The 22,241-nt window shown below is 69.1% G+C and carries 19 protein-coding genes and 2 tRNA genes; 1 reads left to right on the top strand and 20 read right to left on the bottom strand.

Annotation, left to right across the window (positions count from 1 at the left end; translation table 11 throughout):
- Nucleotides 1-116: 116 nt before the first annotated feature.
- From ABT115_RS07015 to ABT115_RS06945, 15 genes are all read right to left on the bottom strand, one after another.
- Nucleotides 117-1,001 (bottom strand): YceI family protein, encoded by an 885-nt coding sequence (locus tag ABT115_RS07015; protein ID WP_351784858.1) that lies wholly within the window; start codon nucleotides 999-1,001, stop codon nucleotides 117-119.
- Between the two features lie 387 nt (nucleotides 1,002-1,388).
- The gene (locus ABT115_RS07010) at nucleotides 1,389-3,962 is read right to left on the bottom strand and encodes a ComEC/Rec2 family competence protein (protein WP_351784856.1); all 2,574 of its coding nucleotides are present in this window, start codon (nucleotides 3,960-3,962) and stop codon (nucleotides 1,389-1,391) included.
- Nucleotides 3,959-4,381 carry a ComEA family DNA-binding protein gene (locus tag ABT115_RS07005; RefSeq protein WP_351784854.1) on the bottom strand — a complete coding sequence of 141 codons (423 nt, stop codon included), beginning with the start codon at nucleotides 4,379-4,381 and terminating at the stop codon, nucleotides 3,959-3,961. Before ABT115_RS07005 ends, ABT115_RS07010 begins: the two co-directional genes overlap by 4 nt.
- Nucleotides 4,382-5,181: 800 nt before the next feature.
- Complete coding sequence (locus tag ABT115_RS07000; protein WP_351784852.1) at nucleotides 5,182-6,027, bottom strand: DegV family protein; 846 nt, start codon at nucleotides 6,025-6,027, stop codon at nucleotides 5,182-5,184.
- A 130-nt stretch (nucleotides 6,028-6,157) separates the two neighbouring features.
- The gene (locus ABT115_RS06995; protein WP_351784850.1) at nucleotides 6,158-6,904 is read right to left on the bottom strand and encodes a hypothetical protein; all 747 of its coding nucleotides are present in this window, start codon (nucleotides 6,902-6,904) and stop codon (nucleotides 6,158-6,160) included.
- 190 nt (nucleotides 6,905-7,094) lie between these two features.
- Nucleotides 7,095-9,968 carry a leucine--tRNA ligase gene (gene leuS, locus ABT115_RS06990; protein WP_351784848.1) on the bottom strand — a complete coding sequence of 958 codons (2,874 nt, stop codon included), beginning with the start codon at nucleotides 9,966-9,968 and terminating at the stop codon, nucleotides 7,095-7,097.
- A gap of 373 nt (nucleotides 9,969-10,341) precedes the next feature.
- Nucleotides 10,342-10,414 (bottom strand) — tRNA-Ala (locus ABT115_RS06985).
- 119 nt (nucleotides 10,415-10,533) lie between these two features.
- A complete protein-coding gene (locus ABT115_RS06980; protein WP_351784846.1) occupies nucleotides 10,534-10,767 on the bottom strand; it encodes a hypothetical protein in 234 nt (77 codons plus the stop codon).
- A gap of 634 nt (nucleotides 10,768-11,401) precedes the next feature.
- Nucleotides 11,402-11,474, bottom strand: a tRNA-Ala gene (locus ABT115_RS06975).
- A gap of 168 nt (nucleotides 11,475-11,642) precedes the next feature.
- Nucleotides 11,643-12,296 carry a histidine phosphatase family protein gene (locus tag ABT115_RS06970; protein ID WP_351784874.1) on the bottom strand — a complete coding sequence of 218 codons (654 nt, stop codon included), beginning with the start codon at nucleotides 12,294-12,296 and terminating at the stop codon, nucleotides 11,643-11,645.
- Nucleotides 12,293-12,724 carry a ribosome silencing factor gene (gene rsfS, locus ABT115_RS06965; protein WP_266361561.1) on the bottom strand — a complete coding sequence of 144 codons (432 nt, stop codon included), beginning with the start codon at nucleotides 12,722-12,724 and terminating at the stop codon, nucleotides 12,293-12,295. Before rsfS ends, ABT115_RS06970 begins: the two co-directional genes overlap by 4 nt.
- Before the next feature lie 114 nt (nucleotides 12,725-12,838).
- Nucleotides 12,839-14,590 carry an LCP family protein gene (locus ABT115_RS06960; RefSeq protein ID WP_351784844.1) on the bottom strand — a complete coding sequence of 584 codons (1,752 nt, stop codon included), beginning with the start codon at nucleotides 14,588-14,590 and terminating at the stop codon, nucleotides 12,839-12,841.
- A 19-nt stretch (nucleotides 14,591-14,609) separates the two neighbouring features.
- Nucleotides 14,610-15,227, bottom strand: coding sequence for a nicotinate-nucleotide adenylyltransferase (gene nadD, locus ABT115_RS06955; protein WP_351784842.1), 618 nt, complete (start codon nucleotides 15,225-15,227; stop codon nucleotides 14,610-14,612).
- Nucleotides 15,228-15,264: 37 nt separating this feature from the next.
- Nucleotides 15,265-15,429, bottom strand: coding sequence for a hypothetical protein (locus tag ABT115_RS06950; RefSeq protein ID WP_351784840.1), 165 nt, complete (start codon nucleotides 15,427-15,429; stop codon nucleotides 15,265-15,267).
- 84 nt (nucleotides 15,430-15,513) lie between these two features.
- Nucleotides 15,514-15,666: a hypothetical protein gene (locus tag ABT115_RS06945; protein WP_351784838.1), complete on the bottom strand. Its 153-nt coding sequence runs from the start codon at nucleotides 15,664-15,666 to the stop codon at nucleotides 15,514-15,516.
- A 110-nt stretch (nucleotides 15,667-15,776) separates the two neighbouring features.
- Between ABT115_RS06945 and ABT115_RS06940 the strand changes: the two genes are divergently transcribed.
- Nucleotides 15,777-16,922, top strand: coding sequence for a M48 family metallopeptidase (locus ABT115_RS06940; protein ID WP_351784836.1), 1,146 nt, complete (start codon nucleotides 15,777-15,779; stop codon nucleotides 16,920-16,922).
- Here the strand turns inward: ABT115_RS06940 and ABT115_RS06935 are convergent.
- The 5 genes from ABT115_RS06935 to proB form a co-directional block, all read right to left on the bottom strand.
- Entirely contained in the window at nucleotides 16,837-17,976 is a 1,140-nt protein-coding gene (locus ABT115_RS06935; RefSeq protein ID WP_351784834.1) for an SCO2583 family membrane protein, read from the bottom strand. The genes ABT115_RS06940 and ABT115_RS06935 overlap by 86 nt on opposite strands.
- Nucleotides 17,977-18,218: 242 nt before the next feature.
- Nucleotides 18,219-18,824 (bottom strand): SCO2584 family spore wall biosynthesis protein, encoded by a 606-nt coding sequence (locus ABT115_RS06930; protein WP_351784832.1) that lies wholly within the window; start codon nucleotides 18,822-18,824, stop codon nucleotides 18,219-18,221.
- A 67-nt stretch (nucleotides 18,825-18,891) separates the two neighbouring features.
- The gene (locus ABT115_RS06925) at nucleotides 18,892-20,175 is read right to left on the bottom strand and encodes a glutamate-5-semialdehyde dehydrogenase (RefSeq protein ID WP_351784831.1); all 1,284 of its coding nucleotides are present in this window, start codon (nucleotides 20,173-20,175) and stop codon (nucleotides 18,892-18,894) included.
- 82 nt (nucleotides 20,176-20,257) lie between these two features.
- Nucleotides 20,258-20,758 carry a DUF8830 family protein gene (locus ABT115_RS06920; protein ID WP_351784829.1) on the bottom strand — a complete coding sequence of 167 codons (501 nt, stop codon included), beginning with the start codon at nucleotides 20,756-20,758 and terminating at the stop codon, nucleotides 20,258-20,260.
- Between the two features lie 143 nt (nucleotides 20,759-20,901).
- Entirely contained in the window at nucleotides 20,902-22,035 is a 1,134-nt protein-coding gene (gene proB / locus ABT115_RS06915) for a glutamate 5-kinase (protein ID WP_351784827.1), read from the bottom strand.
- Nucleotides 22,036-22,241: the final 206 nt, after the last annotated feature.

Raw genomic sequence — 22,241 nt, 5'->3', positions numbered from 1 at the left:
CCGACGCCCCGCACCCCACCACCATGTGGGCAAACCACCCCAAACGAACACCCGGCGGAACGCGGGAAAGGATCAAGCACCTTAAACGTCAAGCTCAGAGGCTGTCGGGTGGCCTCTCAGCTCTTGGGGACGATCTGGATGTCCATGTCGATGGTGATGCTGGAGCCGATGGCCGCGATGCCTCGGGCCAGCATGGTCTGCCAGGTGAGGGTGAAGTCCTCGCGGTGCAGTTCCGTGGTGGCCCGGCAGGCCGCGCGGGTCTCGCCCTCCAGGCCGTTGCCCACTCCGAGGTACTGGGTGTCCAGCGTGACCGTACGGCTGACGCCGTGCAGTGTGAGCGCTCCTGTCACACCCCAGCGGGTGCCGCCGCGGTGGATGAAACGGTCGCTGTAGAACTCCAGCGTCGGGTAGCGGCCCACGTCGAGGAAGTCGCTGGAGCGCAGATGGTCGTCGCGCATCTGGACGTTCGTGTCGATCGACGCGGCATCGATGATCACGTGCATGGCCGAATCCTCCATGCGATCGGCGATCCGGACAGCACCGGCGAAGGTGTTGAACCGGCCGTGGATACGTGCCATGCCAATGTGCCGGGCCGCGAAGCCGATCTGCGAGTGCGTCGGCTCGACCTCCCACTCGCCGGGGTCGGGCAGTTGCGGGGGCGCGGACAGTTGCAGGGTCACGTCGCCGAGGCTCGCATGGCCGCCCTCGACGACCGTGGCCGCGCCGTGGAACGGGGTGAATCCCTCAGACGTGACGGCCAGCCGGTATTCGCCGGCCGGGACGGTGGCAAGGACACTGCCGTACGGGTCCGTCTCACCACTGACGACCTTGCGGCCGGCGCTGTCCGTGACAACGAACTCGGCCTGCTGCATGACCTCGTTGACGGGGTCGAGCACTCGGCAACTGAGCACTCCTGCGGTGCGCGGCACCTCAAGTCCCGCGAGGGCATCGCCGCGCGCGGCACCTGTTGCTCCCCTGTTTCCCAGCCAACGGCCGAACATCTCTACCTACCCGGGGGTGATTCACCTTGGGCCTGGCGGCTGGACGTCCTCGTCGGAGCAGCGGCCCGCCGACAAGCATGCATTCGATCACCCTTGCGGTGTTCGAGGCAAACAGAGCAGCTCGCAGGGGCTTGCGTAGAGGTGTTACCGAAGGTCCGAATTGGACCAGCCGGCGAATGGAGGGGGGAGAAGGAGCGGGGCTGGGGTGCGTGCAGCTGCAAGGCGGAGGAGGGTGTCGATGCGAGGGCCCCTCCCACGCCTTTCGGGCTATGGGGGAGCCTGCGGCTGACAACAACGCCGCAGATGTGCGCACCCGCCAGGCTGGACTGAGCCTGGGCGACTGTATGGCTGAGCGGCCGTACAGGCGGCCGTCGACGGGCGTAAGTTTCATGGCTGGCCCACCGCCCGCAGACCCCGCCCGGCACCCGTCACGGCGATCGCGCCGTCGGTGTCCGTACGCAGCACCACCGCGCCGCCGGCTCTGAGCGCATCGACGGTGCGCGCGGCCGGGTGACCGTACGGGTTGTCCCTGCCCACGCTCACCAAGGCGAGTCTCGCGTGCGCGCCGCGCAGCAGAGCGGGGTCCTGGTGAGCGGAGCCGTGATGGGCGACCTTGAGAACGTCTGCCCGTGGCAGCGCGGGATACCGGCGCAACAGCCCCTGCTGGGCTGGAGGTTCGAGGTCACCCAGGAGCAACAGGGTCATCCCGCCGGCCCGGACGTACAGGGTGACGCTGGCGTCATTCGGCTCCTGCGGTACGGGCCCGGACCCGGGGGCCGCCGATACACCGCCCGCCCCCGCACCGCCCGCCGGCCAGAGGACCCGCCAGTCGAGCGGCCCGATCCGGCGACGTTCACCGTGGACGGCCCGCACCAGGGGGACGCCTGATGCGGCGGCCGTTCTCCGTACGAACGCGACCTGGTCCGGCGGTTCGTCCAGGCTCGTCGTCTGGATCGCCCCCACCGCTCTGCCCCGCAGCACACCGGGCAACCCCCGTACGTGATCCGCGTGGAAGTGCGTAAGGATCAAAAGTGGCACCTCGGTGACGCCGAGGTTGCGCAGACACCGGTCGACGAGCCGGGGATCGGGACCGGCGTCCACGACCACACCCGTGCCGTCCCCCGCGGCCAGCACCAAGGCGTCACCCTGCCCCACATCGCACATCGCGAACGCCCAGTTCGGCGGCGGCCATCCGGTCAGCACCCGGGTGAGCGGCACCGGGCGCAGCACCGCAAGGATCAGCAGCAGCGCGGCGGCCGAACAGACCCAGGGGCGGCGCACGATACGACGGGCGGACAGCATCACCAGAACCGTCAGCGCGGTGAGCAGCAGCGCACCCTTCCCGCCATCGGGCCAGTCGATCTCCGCCCCGGGCAGGGCGGCCCCGGTGCGGGCCACCGAGGCGATCCACCCGGTCGGCCAACCCGCGATCCGGGCGAGCAGCTCTGCCACCGGCATGGCCACCGGCGCCAGGGCGAGCGCGGCGAACCCGAGGACCGTGGCCGGCGCCACCGCGAACTCGGCCAGCAGATTGCACGGGATCGCCACCAGGCTGACCCGGGAGGCGAGCAGCACGACGACCGGCGCGCACACCGCCTGCGCCGCCGCTGCCGCGGCCAGTGCCTCGGCGAGCCGGGGCGGAACCCGGCCCCGTTGCAGCGCGTCGCTCCACTTCGGGGCAATGGTGAGCAGGGCGCCGGTGGCCAGGACGGAGAGGACGAAGCCGTAACTGCGCGCCATCCACGGGTCGTACAGCACCAGCAGCAGAACCGCGGCGGCCAGCGCGGGAATCAGTGATCTGCGGCGCCCCGTGCCGATGGCGAGCAGGGTGATCAGTCCGCAAGCCGCGGCCCGCAGCACGCTCGGCTCAGGCCGGCAGACGATGACGAAGGCGAGTGTGAGCCCGCCGCCGAGCAACGCCGTCATTCTGAGCGAGATCCCCAACCAGGGCGCAAGACCACGGCGTTCGACACGCGATGCTGTGCCCGGCGGTCCGATCAGCAGGACGAGCAGGATCGCCAGGTTGGCACCGGAGACCGCCATCAGGTGGGTGAGATCGACCGTCTGGAAGGCATCGTGCAGTTCGGGCGTGACCCGTGAGGTGTCGCCTACCACCAGGCCCGGCAGAAGCGCCCGCGCATCGGGATCCAGCCGCTCGGTCGCCTGCCGTAGACCGCCACGCAGAGCACCCGCCGTACGCTGCAGAAAGGAAGGGGGCCCGGTGATGCGGGGTGGGCCTTTGCCCTCGGGTCGCAGCGCGGCGGCATTGCGCTCCCCTTCGTGCAGCGGTGGTGCCAGTCGGCCGCCGATGTGCAGTTGCGTGGAAGGGAGCAATTGCTGCCACCGAGCCATCGATCCGCTGGGCGAGATGATCAGCAGCACCGGCGTACGCAGCCGGGTGACCGCGCCGTCGGGCCCCGTCAGTCGCGTGATCTCGGCGTCCATGAGGAGTGAGGCGGGCGTGCTGTGGTCGCCTCGCACCCGGGACTGGGTCTGCCTGGCGTCGGACGTCACCGTCACCTCCGCCTCGACCCTCGCGAATCGCTGGGCAAGCCCATGGATCGGCCCCTGCCGTACGTCCGCGCCGTGCAACCCTGCCGACGCGGCCCCGGCCGCCGCGCAGAGCAGCACCGCAGCAGTGGCGGTCGCGGTGGTGTGCGGCCGCCGCCGGTTGTGTACCGCGCGCTCGTCGTCTGCCGCCCCTCCCCCGGCGTCGGCCGACAGCCTGTGCATCGCACGGGTCGCCAATAGTCCCGACATCGCCAGGAGCACCGTGGATGCGCCGATGCAGAGCATCGCGCCCGCCGCCGTCCACCGGCCCGGCGCACTCAGCGCGAGCGCCGCTCCGGCCCAGGCCGCCATGGCCGGCGGGACCAGCCGGAGGTCGACCGGGCCCTCCTGCCGCGGGTTTGAGGCACCCAGCCGTCGGCCCGACGCCGCATGGACGTCCGGGTGGTTCATGGCCCCACCAGCGGTTGGAGGTCGGCGAACCGCCGGTCGCCGATCCCGTTGACTTCGCGCAGCTCATCGACGGAACGGAAACCTCCGTGCTGTGTGCGGTAGTCGACGATGTGCTGAGCGAGAACCGGGCCGACACCGGGCAAGGTGTCGAGTTGTTCTACGGTCGCGCTGTTGAGACTGACCGGTCCGGTCGTGGGGCTGCCACTGCCGCCAGTAGCGGCTGCTCCCGTACCGCTGGCGGCAGGAAGGCCGGGCGGGGCGCCCACCACGATCTGCTCACCGTCCATGAGCACCCGCGCCCGGTTGAGCCCGGCGAGGTCGATACCCGGCCGGGCTCCGCCCGCCGCACGCAGCGCATCGGCGACCCTCGCACCGGACGGCAGTCGGTGGATCCCCGGCCTTCGCACCTTCCCGCTCACATCGATGACGATGTGCCCGCCAGGCCCCGTCGGGGGCGGCAGCCCCGGTGACGGCTCCGGCACTCCTGTGTCATCCGGCGCCGGGGCCGATGTCCGGGCATGCGCGGCCTCGTTGACCGGATCAGGAGCGCGTACGGAATGAGGGCGCGCGGACCAGAAATGCACCGCGGCGAAGACCGCGGCCGCGATCAGGACAACGACCAGTGCAGCAAGAGACTTTGACTCCAAACCACATCTGAGCTGCAGCCACACCGGAATCCGCTCCCGCAGTGCCGGAACCAGCCTCTCCCACCGCCCCGGCATCCCCGAGACCGTCGCCGGGGTCGGGGACGGGGACGGGGTCGGGGACGGGGACGGGGTCGGGGGCGGCGCAGGAGCCGTAGCTGGAAAGGGACTTGGTGTCGGGGACGGGCTCGGCGTAGAGAGTGGGCTTGGGGCCGAGACCGGAGCGGGAGCCGAAGCCAACCCCAGCACAGGTCTCGCGACTCGTCCGCCGTACGCACCTCCCATGAGGGCGTCCGCCCGATGGCGCGAAGCCGCCGCTACGACGTCTGCACGCCCACGCGACGGCCGTCGCCTTCCGGGGCCGAGACCGGGACCGCTACGGGTGCGCCCGTCCGAGGCCGGGGCGCGGCCGGGGCCGCTGCCGCTTCCGCTGGTTGCTCGATGTGATCGGGGAGCCATGCCTCACGACGGTAGGCACATCCGTCCGAACCTGCTGAACAGGCTCAATTTCTGTGGACAACCGGCCAGTTGTGGATAACTCGACCACCCCGAGGAATGACGCCGGCGAACCGGCTTCAGCGCGGCGAAACCACTGCCCCGAGCAGACCGGGCCCGGTGTGCGCACCGATCACCGCGCCCACCTCGCTGACATGCAGATCGACCAGACCCGGCACCCGCTCACGCAGCCGCTCGGCGAGGCGCTCGGCCCGCTCGGGTGCTGCCAGGTGATGCACGGCGATATCCACCCGGCTGCTGCCCGCCCGTTCCGCGATGATCTCTTCCAGACGCGCGATCGCCTTCGAGGCCGTCCGTACCTTCTCCAGCAGTTCGATACGCCCGCCGTCCAGCTGGAGCAGCGGCTTCACGGCGAGCGCCGATCCCAGCAGAGCCTGCGCGGCACCGATACGACCGCCGCGGCGTAGATAGTCCAGCGTGTCGACGTAGAAGTACGCGAAGGTGTCCGCTGCCCGCTTCTCCGCGGCTGCGACGGCCTCATCCAGGCTTCCGCCCGCCTCTGCCGTCTCCGCCGCCGCCAGGGCGCAGAATCCGAGGGCCATGGCAACCATCCCGGTGTCCACCACCCGTACCGGAACCTGTGCGTCCTTCGCTGCGAGCAGAGCGGCGTCGTACGTACCCGAGATCTCGGCCGAGAGGTGCAACGAGACGATGCCGGTGGCTCCGGCCGCGGCCGCCGCCCGGTATGTGGCGGCGAAGACCTCCGGGCTGGGCCGGGAAGTCGTCACGGGGCGACGCTTCTGGAGCGCCACCGCGAGGGAACGGGCCGAGATCTCGGTGCCGTCCTCCAGAGCCTGATCACCGAGAACGACGGTCAGCGGCACCGCGGTGATGCCGTGCCGCTCCATCGCCTCGGGCAGCAGGTAGGCCGTGGAATCGGTGATGATCGCGACATGGCGGGACATGAGCGGGAGGTTACCTGGCGAGTCCGCAGCTCGGCAGTCCGGCCCCAACCGAATGATCGCTCCCGATCGCTTCGGACCGCATCCTTTCACCACTGGTCATCGGACGCCTCACCACCGGCCTTCGAACGCCTCAGTTCGTCGTTTCGGGCCGAGCTGCCTTCTGCCACGGGTATTCGGTCTGTCGTCGCGGGTCCGCAGCTGTGATCGCCTGCGCCACATCATCGGCCGGCCCACGTCCCTGTCCCTGTCCCTGTCCCTGTCCCTGTCCCTGTCCCTGGTCACGCTCGCCGTCCTGCGGCTTCCCCTGACCGCGAATCGGCTGCTCGTCCGACTCCACCGTCCAGTGCCGCAGCGCCCCGGCCTCCACATCGATCTGCGCTTTCAGGGCGTCCAGGTCGCCGTCGGTGAAGTGCCGCGCCCGGTCCCGCACGGCCCATCGCAGCGAATCCGCGGAGTGCGTGATCCGCTCCGTACGCTGCTTGAGTCCAGGCAACAGCGAGGCGACCGTCGCCCGGTCGGGCTCGCGCTCCAGTCTCTTCAGCTCGTCGTCCAGCTCGCGCCCGTGCACGCTCAGCCGCTGGAAAAGGCCCAGCGACTCCGAGAGCGAGGCGTCCTCGGCGGCTCCCGACTGCAACGCCTCCTGCGTGGCCCGCATGGACGTGCGCAGCGCAAGCCGCAGCTGCGCCAGTTCTCCCCCGACGCCCGCCTGGCCATAGCTCTTCGCCCGCAGCGCGGTGTCCTCGACGGTGCGGCGTGCCTGGGTGACCGTACGGTCCACACCCCGCTTCGCCGCGCCGATGGCCTTGACGCCCGCGTACACGCCCAGGGCCACGAAGGCGAAAAAGAGCAACCCCAGAATCAGGATCACGGCTTCCATGAGCGCCCCTCGGATGTCGTTTCGGCTGCCGGCCCCTCCACCGTAAACGGAAAGGGCAGGCCGAGGGTTCCTTCGGAACCCCCAGCCTGCCCGTAGGGGAATGCCCCCACACCGCCGTACAGCAACCAGCGATTACGCGACGACCGCCACGCAGAACGATGGGCACCGTCACACGGGACGATCAGCGGCGTCACGCCGGGACGATATTGACCAGCTTCGGCGCGCGCACGATCACCTTGCGGATCCCCGCACCGTCCAGCGCCGCGACCACGGCCGGGTCGGCCAGGGCCAGTGCTTCCAGTTCCTCGTCCGCGATCGACGGGGAGATCTCCAGACGCGCCTTGACCTTGCCCTTGACCTGCACGACGCAGGTCACGGTCTCGTCCACGACGTACGCCGGGTCGGCGACCGGGAAGTCCTGGTGCACGACCGACTCGGTGTGGCCCAGTCGGCGCCACAGCTCCTCGGCGATGTGCGGCGCCAGCGGCGCCACCAGCAGCACCAGCGGCTCGGCGACACTCCGGGACAGCGGACCGCCCGCCTTGGTCAGGTGATTGTTCAGCTCGGTGACCTTGGCGATGGCCGTGTTGAAGCGCATCCCGGCCATGTCCTGGCCGACCCCGTCGATCGCCTTGTGCAGCGCCCGCAGCGTCTCCTCGCCCGGCTCCGTGTCGACGACGGTGACCTCACCGGTCTCTTCGTCCACGATGTTGCGCCACAGCCGCTGCAGCAGCCGGAACTGGCCGACGACCGCGCGCGTGTCCCACGGCCGCGACACGTCCAGGGGACCCATCGCCATCTCGTACAGGCGCAGCGTGTCCGCTCCGTACTCGGCGCAGATCTCGTCCGGCGTGACGGCGTTCTTCAGGGACTTGCCCATCTTGCCCAGGACGCGGCTGACCTTCTCGCCCCGGTAGGAGAACTTTCCGTCGCGCTCCTCGACCTCGGCCGCCGGGACCGCGATGCCGCGGCTGTCCCGGTAGACGAACGCCTGGATCATGCCCTGGTTGTACAGCTTGTGGAACGGCTCGGCGGACGAGATGTGCCCCAGGTCGTGCAGCACCTTGGACCAGAAACGGGCGTACAGCAGGTGCAGGACGGCATGTTCCTGGCCGCCGATGTACAGGTCGACACCACCGGTCGGCTGCCCCTCGCGCGGGCCCATCCAGTACTGCTCGATCGCCGGGTCGACCAGCTTCTGGTCGTTATTCGGGTCCAGGTAGCGCAGCTCGTACCAGCAGGAGCCCGCCCAGTTGGGCATGGTGTTGGTCTCGCGGCGGTACTTTTTCGGGCCGTTGCCGTCGCCCAGGTCCAGGGTGACGTTGACCCAGTCGGTGTTCCGGGACAGCGGGGTCTCGGGCTGGGTGTCGGCGTCCTCGGGGTCGAAGGTGCGCGGCGAGTAGTCGTCGACCTCCGGCAGTTCCAGGGGCAGCATCGACTCGGGCAGCGGGTGGGCGATGCCGTCCTCGTCGTAGACGATCGGGAAGGGCTCGCCCCAGTAGCGCTGGCGGCTGAACAGCCAGTCGCGCAGCCGGAAGTTGACGGTGCCCTCACCGACGCCGTGCGCCTTCAGCCACTCGGTGATCTTCGCCTTGGCGTCGACGACACCCAGACCATCCAGCGAGATCTCGTCATTCGCGGAGTTGACCAGCTTCGCTTCGTACGAGTCGAAGGCGTCGTCCCACGTCGAGGGATCCGTGCCGCGGTCGTCCGACGGCTCGACGACACAGCGCATCCGCAGCTCGAAGGCCCGCGCGAACGCGAAGTCGCGCGCATCATGCGCCGGTACGGCCATGATCGCGCCGGTGCCGTAACCCATCAGGACGTAGTCGGCGATGAAGACGGGCACCTTCTCGCCGCTGACCGGGTTGGTCGCGTACGCACCGGTGAAGACACCGGTCTTGTCCTTGGCCTCGGCCTGCCGCTCCACGTCGGACTTGGCGGCGGCCAGCTTGCGGTACGCGGTGACGGCCTCGGCCGGGGACGCGTACCCGCCGGTCCACACCGGGTGGGTGCCCTCGGGCCAGGCGGCCGGAATGATCCGCTCGACCAGTTCGTGCTCGGGCGCCAGCACCATGTAGGTGGCACCGAACAGGGTGTCCTGGCGGGTGGTGAATACGGTGATGTTGCCCGCACCGTCGACCGGGAAGTCGACGCGCGCGCCTTCGGAACGCCCGATCCAGTTGCGCTGCTGCAGCTTGATGGCCTCGGGCCAGTCCAGGCCGTCCAGGTCGTTCAGCAGCCGGTCGGCGTAGGCGGTGATGCGCATGTTCCACTGGCGCAGCTTGGCCTTGAAGACGGGGAAGTTGCCGCGCTCGGAGCGGCCGTCGGCCGTCACCTCTTCATTGGCCAGTACGGTGCCCAGGCCCGGTGACCAGTTGACCGGCGCGTCGGAGGCGTACGCCAGGCGGTACTCGCCCAGGACGTCCGCGCGCTCGGCGGCGCTCAGCGCGCTCCAGTCACGGCCGTCCGGGGTGGGGCGCGAACCGCTCTCGAACTGTGCGACCAGCTCGGCGATCGGGCGGGCCCGGTCGGCCTCGGTGTCGTACCAGGAGTTGAAGATCTGCAGGAAGATCCACTGCGTCCACTTGTAGTACTCCGACTCGATCGTGGCGAACGAGCGGCGCTTGTCGTGGCCCAGGCCCAGCCGACGCAGCTGGGCGGTCATGTTCTCGATGTTGGCCTCGGTGGAGACCCGCGGGTGCGTGCCGGTCTGCACGGCGTACTGCTCCGCGGGCAGGCCGAAGGCGTCGAAGCCCAGGGTGTGCAGCACGTTGTGCCCGGTCATCCGCTGGTGGCGGGCGAAGACATCGGTGGCGATGTAGCCCAGCGGGTGACCGACGTGCAGGCCCGCACCCGAGGGGTACGGGAACATGTCCATGATGAACTTCTTCGGCTTGGCGACCATTTCCGGATTGCCCACCAGGTCACCGGTCGGATTCGGCGCCTCGTACGTGCCCTCGGCGTCCCAGAAGTCCTGCCAGCGTGCCTCGATGTCGGCGGCCATCGCCGCCGTGTAGCGGTGCGGCGCAGCCGTCTCGGCTGCGGAATTCGTCTCGCTCATGATCCTCAAAGCTCCATCGATCGTCATCTGCCGGCGCCCACGTCTACGGACACGCGTCTACGGAAACGAAAAATCCCCTCGCACAGGAGGGGACGCCGCGCCGATTCCGACCAGGCATTCTCACCGGTCGGGACTGATCAGCGCGGCTCGCTAAGCAGAAGGCGTACGGCACGCATGGCGCCAGGGTACCGCACGGACCCGGATCCGGTCCGGGCACGGCCGGTCCGTGGACGCTGCGGAAACGACCGCACGACGGATGTCCAGGAAGCGGGGGTGCTCCGTGTGCTCCGTTTATCGCCCTGTACATCGGCAGCGTACGTACACAAGAAGCGGGTCACCCTGTGAGGATGACCCGCTTCCCATTTCTTCGCTGTGGAGCTAAGGAGAATTGAACTCCTGACCTCCTGCATGCCATGCAGGCGCTCTACCAACTGAGCTATAGCCCCGTGCTGTGCGCCGCCCGTTTTCCGTGGCGACATCGAGAACATTACCGGTGACCCTGCCACTCCACCAAATCGTTTCCTACCTGCACTGCTTTGACCGATTTTGCGTCATCTCAGGGGGGTCACGCGGTAGCAAAGGAGTAGAAACGCTTGAGCGCGCAGTGCTCCTCCAACAGTCGCCCGTAGATCGGTTCTCCCTCCAGCTCCCGGTAGGTCTCGATCGGGTCGCCCTTTATGATCAGCGCCCGCGCACACTCCTCGCACCAGTACTGGTACTCCGGATTGATCGGATCCATGTCCCTGACGATGGGCGTACCGCTGCCGCACCAGTCGCACTTCCGCCTGTGTGCACCCATGAGTCAGCTCCGGCTTTGGCCGCGGGCAGTACACACGCAGGAGACCCTGCCGTTCCCGCCGAGCACTTGGACCGCACGGGACGGATCATCGGCAGGACAACCGGCGCGGGCGCGGCGTTCGGGGACAAGGAGCAGGTCCGGGACCTCGTGGCGGCTCGCAGGCATCGCGCGCTCCCTCCCGTTCGGTCCGTCGCCCCCTCCGGCGGTCCGATTCTGCCATGCCGCGCAAGGGGGTCTGCCCGCCGGACATCCGGTGCCGTCATGGCATCGGGCCTGGCCCCGGTCGAATACGGGTATCGGGAGCCCGCTGATGCCGGTACTGACAGCACCTGGCAACTCCCCTGTGGGGCACCGACGATGACGGTGTGTCGACGGTGACGGCGCATCAGCAGGCCGGACTGCGCCGTCGCACTCCGGGCCTGCGTCGCACAGAAGACCACACAGCTCTCACTGTGGCGCAGCGGGGTGTCTCCCCGCCGGCACCGCGGGTGCAGCCCTTCCGGCGCCGGGCGGCGACCGCCGGGATACGGATGACCTCGATGTCACTGTCCGTCAATGGGCTGCGGAAGTGCCGGAACGGCGACCCGGGGAAACGCAAAGATCCCGCCCCCTGATGGGGACGGGATCTTCATTGTGGAGCTAAGGAGAATTGAACTCCTGACCTCCTGCATGCCATGCAGGCGCTCTACCAACTGAGCTATAGCCCCGCTGTTCGCTGTGCTTCTCTGCGTTTCCGCGCTGCGAACAAGAAGAACTTTAGCCTGTGACCAGCCAGAAAGTGAAATCCGGCCGACGCCGCCACGGAGGTGACCCCCGAGCGCCGTCCGGGCCCGCCCCCACAGGCAGGCCCCTGGCCCTCCCAGGCCCCGGCGCTCCTACGTGTCGTCGCCGAGCACCGGCTCCGGCAGCGTGCCGGCATTGTGCTCCAGCAGGCGCCAGCCCCGCGCGCCCTCGCCCAGCACCGACCAGCAGCAGTTGGAGAGCCCGCCGAGCCCTTCCCAGTGGTGCGCCTCCAGGCCCAACAGCCGGCCGATGGTGGTGCGGATGGTGCCTCCGTGGCTGACCACGACGAGCGTGCCGCTGTCGGGCAGTTTCTCAGCATGTGCGAGTACGACCGGGGCGGCCCGGTCGGCGACCTCGGTCTCCAGCTCACCGCCGCCGCGGCGCACGGGCTCGCCGCGCTTCCATGCGGCGTACTGCTCGCCGTACAGCCCGACGATCTCCTCGTGGGTGAGGCCCTGCCAGTCACCCGCGTAGGTCTCACGCAGTCCCGCGTCGCGCGCCACTTCGAGGCCGGTGATCGCGGCGAGCTCGGCGGCCGTGGCCGCAGCCCGCTGCAGATCCGAGGCGACGATCGCATCCGGCTTCAGCGAGGCGAGCAGCCGGGCGGCCCGCTGGGCCTGCCCGACGCCGGCCTCGGTGAGCGCGATGTCCGTGGAGCCCTGGAAACGGCGCTCCAGATTCCATGCCGTCTGTCCGTGTCGCCACAGAACGATCCTGCGGCCCCTGCCGCTTCCGCTGCCGTTCAGCTCTGCTCACCTTCCGTGCTGCCGGTGAGCTGAGCGTGCTCCGCGGCCTTGCCTCGGGTCTTGACAGCGTCCTCGGGGAGCGCGATCTCGGGGCAGTCCTTCCAGAGACGCTCCAGCGCGTAGAAGACCCGCTCCTCGCTGTGCTGGACGTGGATGACGATGTCGACGTAGTCGAGGAGGATCCAGCGCGCGTCGCGGTCACCCTCGCGGCGTACCGGCTTGGCTCCGAGCTCCTTCTGGAGCCGCTCCTCGATCTCGTCGACGATCGACTTGACCTGGCGGTCGTTGGGGGCCGAAGCCAGCAGGAAGGCGTCTGTGATCGACAGCACGTCGCTGACGTCGTACGCAATGATGTCGTGCGCGAGCCGGTCGGCGGCCGCCTGAGCGGCGGCGTTGATGAGCTCGATGGAGCGGTCCGTGGCGGTCACAAGCAGGCTTTCGTCGGCGGTCAGATCAACCTCTAGGGTCTCACGGACCGCCGACAGCCCACGCAGCGAACGTTTGAAGATCGAATCGACATCATCCGGGTGGTGCGGTCCCGGTCATTTGATCTCGTAGTTCTGGCCGAGCACGACAGACACATCCGCGTTCGCAGCAGGCTTGCCCTGCTTCAGCGCGCTCGTCGGCAGGCCCAGGGTCTTGGCGACCTGCGTCGCCTTGTCCTTGTCCGCCGCAGTCCTGTAGACGACTTCCGACAGGGCCGCGGGTTCGGCCGTTCCGCCGCCGGCGAAGGCATAGCCGCCGTTGACCAGCCTGACCCGGGCGGACTCCGTACCGTCCTTGTCACCGGTGGCGTTCTTGACCCCGACCCGCACTGCCGCACCGGCGTCCGGAGTCTTCACCGTGCCGCCCAGGATGTCCTTGACGACGCTCTCGGTGGCCGCGTCGCTGAGGGTGCCGTCGGCCTGCACCGGCAGCAGTGTTGTCTTGTAGTCGCCCATCTTGGCGTGCTCGGCGAGCTTCGCCAGCGAGGCACCAAGGTCCTTCTCGGGGAGCGACGGGTCGAGGATCTGCCCCAGCGTCTGCACGGTGACCGTGGCGGCCTTCGGGTCGTTCGAGATCTTCCGCAGAACACCCTGCATGACCTCCCCGAACCGCGTGAGCTGCTTCGTTTCGGCCTCACCGGGTGCCCGGTAGGTGGCGTACGCGACGGCCATCTGGCCGCTCAGGGTCTGCGCCTCGCCCTTCTTCACCAGAGGGGAAGCGCCCTTCTTCGGGTCGGGCACTTCGGTGTCGGTGTCGACCTCGATGCTGCCGACCAGATCGACAAGAGTCTCCAGATAGGGAGTGTCGAGCCGCCACGTGCCGCTGATCTCGGTGCCGAGCAGTGTGTCGATGGAATCGCGGGTGCCGGTGGTGCCGTCGTTTTCGACGGACTTGCCGAGGGTGGTGGTGACGCCCCCGTCGTCGGAGACCGCGAGCGAGTTGGGGAGCAGGACCGTGGTCCCCTGTTTGGTCGTCACATTGTCGACGAGCAGCGCCGTGGAGGTGCCCCCCTCCTTGGTGTTGTGCAGATGGACCACGATGACGTCCCGCTGCTGCGGACCCGTTGATGCAGTGCTGTCCTTCTCCGAGCCGGAGAGGCCAGGGATCTTTCCGGCGGACCAGAGGTAGCCGACACCGCTGACCACGACCAGGACCACCACGGCTATCAGCGCGACCATGCGGTTGCGGCCGCGACGCCGTGCCTCCTCGCGCCGCTCGCTGCGGCTCTCGGTGAACTTCAGCCAGTCGATGACGTCTTCGGAGTCCTCGTCGGGCTCCTCGATGAAGGAGTACTGCTCGGTGCGGTGGTCGTGGTCGGCTCGACGCTGCCCGGGCACGGCCGGTTCCGGAGCGGCCTCGAAGTCGGGCTCGGGCTCGGGTTCCTGCGGGGGCGACGCAGGTGCGGGCGCGGGCGGCTGCGCGGCAGCCTGCTGCGGGATGTTCCACTGCTGGGTGGTGTCGACCGCGGCGGGCTGCTGGCCGGTGCCGTAGCCATAGCTCTCATAGCCGTCGTACGACTGTTGCTGAGGCTGCTGCGGTTGCTGGGGCTGCGAGGCGTACGGGTCGTACGGCTGCGGCTGCTGAGGCTGGGCGTACGACTGCGGCTGCGGCTGCGGCTGCGGCTGCTCAGGCTGGGCGTACGGGTCGTATCCGTACCCCTGGTCGGCCTGATGCGGCTGCTGCTGAGGCGCATACGGGTCGTACGACTGCTGTCCAGGCTGCTGATACACCGGCTGCCCGTACTCGTCGTAGCCGATGATCTGCGGCTGCTGGTAGTACGGGTCGTACGGGTTCTGTCGGTCGTTCACCGGTGCCCCTCTGCGTGGCTCATTCGCCGCGGTACAGCTGGCGCTTGTCGATGTAGCGGACCACACCGTCCGGCACCAAGTACCAGACCGGCTCCCCCTGCGCGACCCTCTCACGGCAGTCTGTGGACGAGATCGCAAGCGCGGGTACCTCCACGAGGGAGACCCCTCCCTCCGGCAACCCGGGGTCCGTGAGTGCATGCCCCGGCCGCGTCACACCGATGAAGTGGGCGAGCGAGAACAGTTCGTCGGCGTCCCGCCAGGTGAGGATCTGGGAGAGTGCGTCGGCACCGGTGATGAAGAAGAGGTCCGCGTCGCCGTGGATCGCGCGCAGGTCCCGCAGCGTATCGATGGTGTACGTCGGCCCGCTGCGGTCGATGTCGCTCCGACTGACCGAGAACTGCGGGTTGGACGCCGTCGCGATGACCGTCATCAGATAGCGGTCCTCGGCCGGGGAGACGTGCTTGTGGCTCTTCTGCCACGGCTGCCCGGTCGGTACGAAGATCACCTCGTCGAGGTGGAACTGGGCGGCCACTTCGCTGGCCGCCACCAGGTGTCCATGGTGAATCGGGTCAAACGTCCCGCCCATCACGCCGAGTCGGCGCTTTCTGCGGCCGGTAGGCACTTCCTGCTCTCCCATGCGTGCAGAGCCTACTGGCACAGCTGTTCGCCTTCGCTCAGCGGTCGCGGTTGAAGCGAGTGGTGATCCACAGCAGGAGCAGCAGCGCGACGAGCGCACCGCCCCCGGTGACAAACGGGCTGAGGCTTTCGTGGTTGCCACCGTGCTCTCCGCCCTCGGCGGCGAGAGTGACCAGCTGGTGTGCAGTGCTCGTGAGGCTCATCTTCGGCAGGACCTATCGATCGGGAGTCGGAAGGAAGACGTCGCGCACATCGTATGCGGGCGCCCCTGGCACGCTCACGCCGACTCAGTCGTTGTTGTCGTCGTCGCGGTATCCCCGCAGCAGGAACCAGCCGAGCAGGACAGCTCCGACGAGCGAGGTGAGCAGCACGATGCGAAGTGCGTTGCCAAGCCCCTGGTCCTCGGATGCGGCGGCGAGCAGAGCAACGGTATGCGGCATGTCGGGCGTCTCCTCAGTTGTCCACAGCCCCCCGCACACCGTAGCCCCAGCACCTACGCTGGGATTTGTCAGGGGGCGAGCGACGTCTCGTACGAACAGGGGGCCCATTCATGACCGAACGCAGCCACGAGAGCCACGAGAACGTGCCGAGCAGGCAGCGCAGGCGTTTCGCAGGGATCTCGTCACGGGCCTACGAACACCCGGCGGACCGCTCGGCACTGGTGGCCCTGCGCAAGCTGAGCGGTTTCGACACCGTGTTCAAGACACTGAGCGGCCTGCTGCCCGAGCGCAGCCTGCGGCTGCTCTTCCTCTCCGACTCCGTCCGGGTGAGCGACGCACAGTTCGTCCATCTCAACGACATGTTGCGGGACGCCTGTTACATCCTGGACCTGGAGAAGGTCCCGCCGATGTATGTCAACCAGGACCCGCAGCCCAATGCCATGTGCATCGGTCTCGACGAGCCGATCATCGTGGTGACGACGGGGCTGGTGGAGCTGCTCGACGAGGAGGAGATGCGGGCCGTCATCGGCCACGAGGCGGGACACGCCCTCTCCGGCCACGCCGTGTACCGCACGATTCTGCTGTTCCTCACCAATATCGCGTTGAAGGTTGCCTGGATTCCGCTCGGCAATGTCGCGATCATGGCGATCGTGACGGCACTGCGCGAGTGGTTCCGCAAGTCGGAGCTGTCGGCAGACCGGGCGGGCCTGCTGGTCGGGCAGGATCTGCAGGCATCGATGCGCGGCCTGATGAAGATCGCGGGTGGCAATCATCTGCACGAGATGAATGTGGACGCCTTCCTCGCCCAGGCCGACGAATACGAGAAGGGCGGCGATCTGCGCGACTCGGTGCTCAAGATCCTCAATCTGCTGCCCCGCTCACACCCCTTCACCACGGTGCGCGCGGCCGAGCTGAAGAAGTGGTCCGAGACCCGCGACTACCAGCGGATCATGGACGGTCACTACCCGCGACGCGACGAGGACAAGGACACCTCGGTGACGGACTCCTTCCGGGAGTCTGCGGCGCACTACGCGGACACGGTGCGAAGCAGCAAGGACCCGCTGATGAAGCTGGTCGGCGACATAGCAGGGGGCGCCGGAGATCTGGGCGGCAAGCTCCGCGACAAGTTCACCGGTCAAGGAGGCGGGGGCTCGGCCGGCAAGGGCGGCGCTACGGACGGCTCCGCTGGCTCTGCGGACTCTGCGGGGCCCCAGGAGCCTTGGAACCCTGGTGGGCCGGGGGCTGCCGGAAGCTGACCGTCAGCGTCCCGCAGAGCGCCGCCGTGGGCCGGTCCGTCGCGTACGGGTCGGTGCCCGCGGGGCCGCGGGAGACGGCGCGCTGCCCGGCGAGCAGCGGTCGCAGCGCACCAGTGGTGTCTGCCGGGCACGCCTGCGGTCCGGCCTGTACATAGCTGGTGCGCAGCTCCAGCCGGTGCAACCGCAGGTCTTCCCGGTCGAAGCGGAAGTGCAGCTCGCGCCGTACGGTGAAGAGCGAGGCTCCACCTGCCTGTTGGGGCCCTGAAGCCGCCGGGCGGAGCGTGTATGTGAAGGTGTGGTCCGACACCACCTCGAGTGCGTTGGCCCCCACCTCCGTGTAGCTCAGGGTGCCCCGGACCCGTATGTCCGGAGCGGCCAGTGCCACCTTCGCCGGATCGAAGCGCACCAGCCAGCCGGCCGCGGCATGCTGTCCGTCGTCGTCCGGCCGGCTCATACTTCGGTCGAACTGGGCCATCTGGTCCGGGTCGAGCAGCAGTTGTACCGGCCGCACCGCGTCTCCAGTGAGGACGTCGGGGTCGAGCGAGGACACCACCAGGTAGTCCCTGACCGTTGTCAGGGCCGTCGCCACCTGGCTGTCCGAGAAGTTGTCCGTCCCTCGGATCGCAGGCAGATTGATGCCTGCGGCGCCTGTTGCGAACTGCGCGGCGGGGCTCTTCGCAAGGAGGTCGGCGGCGGTTCCGCCGGGTACCGCACCCTGGGGAGCCAGGGGTACGACGGTCGACCTCAAAGGTTCGGCCCTTCTGCCGACGGGCGCCTGGTAGGGGTTGCGGAAGCCCATGTACACGGCTGCTCCGAAGGCCAGGGCGATCAGGAGCACCAAGGCGATGGCAGCCTTGGAGCCGGTGCGGAAGTTCCGGGCCGGGAGGCTGCTTACGGCGCGGGCGTGGTCCCCCATGCGTTCCTTGGCGGAGAATTCTTTCAGCCGGGCAGCACGCACGAACGACTCGTCGAAAACGAGTGACCGGTACTCGTCCTCACCGCCGCCCGGCGCACTCTCGGGCGGACCTTCTGGTGGTTCTCCGCGGTCTGCCATGACTTCTCCCGACTCCACGTCACCGACCGGAGCCGAAAGCGCTTCGCTCTGCTTCGGCCGAATGGCTTCGGACAGGGCCTGCCCGTCATTCGCATGACGTCGCATGACTGCGCATGTACGGACAAGTGAGAAGCCCCCTCGGAGAGAGGGTCACACCTTCAGGGTAGGTCGATTACGACCGGGGTAAACGCCCAGCCGCGAGAGAACCGTCCGAGAGTTGCTCCGGCCCCGGCCGACCGCCCTCAGGACGGGCGCGGGACCGCTGAGACCGTGGGGCGGGGGTAGCCGGCCGAGGCCGACGGGATGGCGCTGGGGACGGGGCCGGGGGAGCTGTCCACGCCGGTGGTGGCGGGCGGCGGGGCAGGGTCCTGGCGGTTGCCCGAGCTGTTGCGGTAGACGGCACTGAAGGCCAGCGCGACCATTCCGATGCCCATCAGCACGGCGAGTATCCAGGCCACCGGCCGGTGCCAGCGTGCCGCACCCCGATAGGGGCGCAGGGCACCGCCGTGGCGCCCATAGGGGCCACGGCCGTACGCGTCGTCGTCATCGGCGTCCAGCGGGTCGCTGTAGGCGCTCCCACGGCCGTATGCGCCGCCCTGCCCGTACCCCTCGTCATAGGGCTCGTCGTCCGACGGACCGCCTCCCGCCCGTGCCCGGGACGCCTCGGCCTCGGCACGCGCCTGCGCAGCCGCCAGCAGCCGCTCCACGGCGGTGGGTTCATGGATCTCGGCGGCCCGTACGAAGTCCTCGTCGAATACCACGGAGGCGAAGTCCTCGTCCGCGCCCCCGCGGTCGTCGTCGGGCTCCCAGCCGTCCGGGAACGGCCTGCCCCCCACGTCGTCCGGCACAGCTCCAGACTAGCCGCGCCGGGTCGTTCTGGGCAGGGAGCCCGCAACATTCACCGAACCGGGACGGTCACCGTACGTGACCGTCGCCCGTGACGATGTACTTCGTCGAGGTCAGCTCCGGCAGGCCCATCGGGCCCCTGGCGTGCAGCTTCTGCGTGGAGATACCGATCTCGGCGCCGAAGCCGAACTGACCGCCGTCGGTGAAGCGCGTCGACGCGTTCACGGCCACCGTCGTGGAGTCCACCAACTGGGTGAAGCGGCGGGCCGCGGCCTGGGAGGTGGTCACGATCGCCTCGGTGTGGCCGGATGACCAGAGCCGGATATGGGCGACGGCAGCGTCCAGCGACTCCACGACGGCCGCGGCGATGTCGTACGAGAGGTACTCGGTCTCCCAGTCCTCCGGCGTCGCCGCCACCACGGTGGCCTTCGACCTCTCGGCGTATTGGAGGACCCGCTCGTCGCCGTGCACGGTCACCCCGGCGTCGGCCAGCGCGTCCAGTGCCCGGGGCAGGAGGTCCGCGGCGATGTCCTTGTGGACCAGGAGCGTCTCGGCGGCGTTGCAGACGCTCGGGCGCTGCGCCTTGGAGTTGATCAGGATGTCGACGGCCATGTCGAGGTCGGTCTGCGCGTCCACGTACACATGGCAGTTACCGGTGCCGGTCTCGATGACCGGAACAGTGGATTCCTCGACCACTGTGCGGATCAGCGAGGCGCCGCCGCGCGGGATGAGGACGTCGACGAGGCCGCGGGCCCGCATCAGTTCCCGTACCGAGTCGCGGTTCTCGCCCGGCACCAGCTGCACCGCGTCGGCCGGCAGGCCGGAGCCGCCGATCGCGTCGCGCAGCACCCGTACGAGCGCGACATTGGAGGCGTACGCGGAGGACGAGCCGCGCAGCAGGACGGCGTTGCCCGACTTCAGGCAGAGGGCCGCGGCGTCGACCGTCACATTGGGCCGGGCCTCGTAGATGATCCCGACCACGCCGAGCGGCACCCGCACCTGACGCAGGTCGAGACCGTTAGGCAGGGTCGAGCCGCGGACGACCTCGCCGACCGGGTCGGGCAGCGCCGCCACGTCCCGCACATCGGCGGCGATGGCGCGGATCCGCTCCGGGGTGAGGGTGAGCCGGTCGACGATCGACTCGCTGGTCCCGGCCTCGCGGGCGCGGGCGACATCCTCGGCGTTGGCCTCGACGATCTCGCCCGTCCGCACTTCCAGCGCGTCCGCGACCGCCAGCAGCGCGTCGTCCTTCGCCGCGCGCGGCAGCGGCGCGATGTCGGCGGCGGCAGAGCGTGCTCGGTAGGCGGCCTGGGCGACCGGGGACATGTTGTCGTACGGCGAGAGCGTGGTCATGCTCGCAGAGTAGTGCGCACACTGCGGGCATCCGTCACGTATCCCGTGATGCGAGACAACTGTCCCGGGGCCGCCACCGCGCTCAGTAGGGGTGCACGCCGACCGGGGCGGCCGGGGACGGCCCGTATCCCTCGGCGACGCGCTGGTGATACGTCTCGCGGTCGATGACCTCCAGGCCGACGATCTCCCAGGGCGGAAGCCCGGCGGTGGAGCGGTGTTCCCCCCACAGCCGCAGCGCGACGGCCGCCGCATCGTGCAGATCACGGGCCTCTTCCCAGTAGCGGATCTCCGCGTGGTCGTCGGCGTACCGGCTGGTCAGCAGGAAGGGATGGTCGTGCGCGAGTTGTTCGAGAGCGCGTCTGACCTCCGTCAGCGGAATCGCAACGCCCGAGGCACTGAGCGTGATGTGCCAGAGTCTCGACGGGGTGTGCTCCTCCTTCGCCGTCGTCGGCTCGGGGCCGGTGGTCCGGTCGTCCCTGCGGTCCACGGACCGGCTCTCGTCGAAGCCGACACCTTCTCCGACGCTGGTCAGGGCCCGGCCACCCGTTCCTCGGGGCGGCGCCCCCGGGCGCGCTCGTCTCACCGGCGGCCTCCTGTGAATGCGATTGCTGTGCTGTACCCCACTGTGCCCCCGCTACAAAGTTGACCAGCCCGCGGCCGACAATGGGGCGGTTTTCGTGAACGTCTTCGCCCCGAGGCTGGACTTTCAGCCGTTTCAGGAGTCTGTCAGGGGTGCAGGACGACGAGATCGTCCCTGTGTACGACTTCGCGCTCATATGCTGGACCGAGTTCCCGCGCCAGGTCGCGGGTGGACCGGCCGAGCAGCTGCGGAATCTCCTTGGCGTCGAAGTTGACGAGTCCGCGGGCCACGGGGCGGCCTTCGAGGTCGCGCAGTTCCACCGGGTCGCCTGCGGAGAACTCGCCCTCGATCGCGGCGATTCCGGCGGGCAGCAGCGAGCTGTGCCGCTCGACGACCGCCTGTACGGCCCCGTCGTCGAGGGTCAGCGAGCCCTGCGGGGTGGAGGCGTGGGCGAGCCAGAGCAGCCGGTCCGCCGAGCGGCGTCCGGTGCGGTGGAAGTACGTACCGGTGTCGCGTCCGGCCAGGGCGTCGCCGGCGCGGCTCGCCGAGGTGAGAACGACCGGAACTCCGGCGGCCGTGGCGATCCGGGCGGCCTCGACCTTGGTGACCATGCCGCCCGTACCGACGCCCGCCTTCCCCGCGCTGCCGATGGTGACACCCGCCAGATCCTCGGGGCCGGCCACTTCGGCGACCCGCGAGGTGCCCGGAGTGCTGGGGTCGCCGTCGTACAGGCCGTCCACGTCCGACAGGAGGACCAGCAGATCGGCGCGGACGAGATGGGCGACGAGCGCCGCGAGCCGGTCGTTGTCACCGAACCGGATCTCGTCGGTGGCAACGGTGTCGTTCTCGTTGACGATCGGGAGCGCACCCATGTCCAGGAGCTGGTCGAGGGTGCGGTAGGCGTTGCGGTAGTGGGCGCGGCGGCTGGTGTCGTTGCTGGTGAGCAGCACCTGGCCGACGCGTACGCCGTAGCGCGCGAAGGATGCGGTGTAGCGGGCGACGAGCAGTCCCTGTCCGACGCTGGCCGCGGCCTGCTGTCTGGCCAGGTCCTTGGGCCGGCGGTGCAGCCCGAGCGGGGCGAGCCCGGCCGCGATGGCGCCGCTGGAGACGAGCACGATCTCGCGCTCCCCGCCGCTCCTCACCTTGGCGAGTACGTCGACGAGCGCGTCGACGCGGTCCGCATCGAGGCCGCCCGCCGCTGTGGTGAGGGATGAGGAACCGACCTTGACCACGACCCTGCGGGCCTCTGCGACGTCCTGCCTTGCCCCTGACACGTACATCCCCAATGATTCGGCCTCGCCCAGCCCTGGCAATCTACGTGAACGAAGGAAGAGGCGCCTGTGCGTTTCGCTCCGTGGACGTACGGACAGCTCCGTGGCTCGTCCGCACCTGGCCTCTCCACAGATGAGATCGACAGCTGCATCAGCAGTCACATTCATTACTCATATCAAATGATCGACTTCTCGGTGCCATACACAGGCACCCC

The sequence above is a fragment of the Streptomyces sp. NPDC001832 genome (genome assembly GCF_040297265.1).
Lineage (GTDB): Bacteria > Actinomycetota > Actinomycetes > Streptomycetales > Streptomycetaceae > Streptomyces.
Note: the sequence above shows the minus strand (reverse complement) of the source record. Positions and strands in the feature narration are given on the sequence as shown.

Coding starts and splice junctions, on each gene's coding strand:
- ABT115_RS07015 (WP_351784858.1), bottom strand. CDS start 1,001: ATGTTCGGCCGTTGGCTGGGAAACAGGGGAGCAACAGGTGCCGCGCGC.
- ABT115_RS07010 (WP_351784856.1), bottom strand. CDS start 3,962: ATGAACCACCCGGACGTCCATGCGGCGTCGGGCCGACGGCTGGGTGCC.
- ABT115_RS07000 (WP_351784852.1), bottom strand. CDS start 6,027: ATGTCCCGCCATGTCGCGATCATCACCGATTCCACGGCCTACCTGCTG.
- ABT115_RS06995 (WP_351784850.1), bottom strand. CDS start 6,904: ATGGAAGCCGTGATCCTGATTCTGGGGTTGCTCTTTTTCGCCTTCGTG.
- leuS (WP_351784848.1), bottom strand. CDS start 9,968: ATGAGCGAGACGAATTCCGCAGCCGAGACGGCTGCGCCGCACCGCTAC.
- ABT115_RS06980 (WP_351784846.1), bottom strand. CDS start 10,767: ATGGGTGCACACAGGCGGAAGTGCGACTGGTGCGGCAGCGGTACGCCC.
- nadD (WP_351784842.1), bottom strand. CDS start 15,227: ATGGGAGAGCAGGAAGTGCCTACCGGCCGCAGAAAGCGCCGACTCGGC.
- ABT115_RS06950 (WP_351784840.1), bottom strand. CDS start 15,429: ATGAGCCTCACGAGCACTGCACACCAGCTGGTCACTCTCGCCGCCGAG.
- ABT115_RS06945 (WP_351784838.1), bottom strand. CDS start 15,666: ATGCCGCATACCGTTGCTCTGCTCGCCGCCGCATCCGAGGACCAGGGG.
- ABT115_RS06940 (WP_351784836.1), top strand. CDS start 15,777: ATGACCGAACGCAGCCACGAGAGCCACGAGAACGTGCCGAGCAGGCAG.
- ABT115_RS06935 (WP_351784834.1), bottom strand. CDS start 17,976: ATGGCAGACCGCGGAGAACCACCAGAAGGTCCGCCCGAGAGTGCGCCG.
- ABT115_RS06925 (WP_351784831.1), bottom strand. CDS start 20,175: ATGACCACGCTCTCGCCGTACGACAACATGTCCCCGGTCGCCCAGGCC.
- proB (WP_351784827.1), bottom strand. CDS start 22,035: ATGTACGTGTCAGGGGCAAGGCAGGACGTCGCAGAGGCCCGCAGGGTC.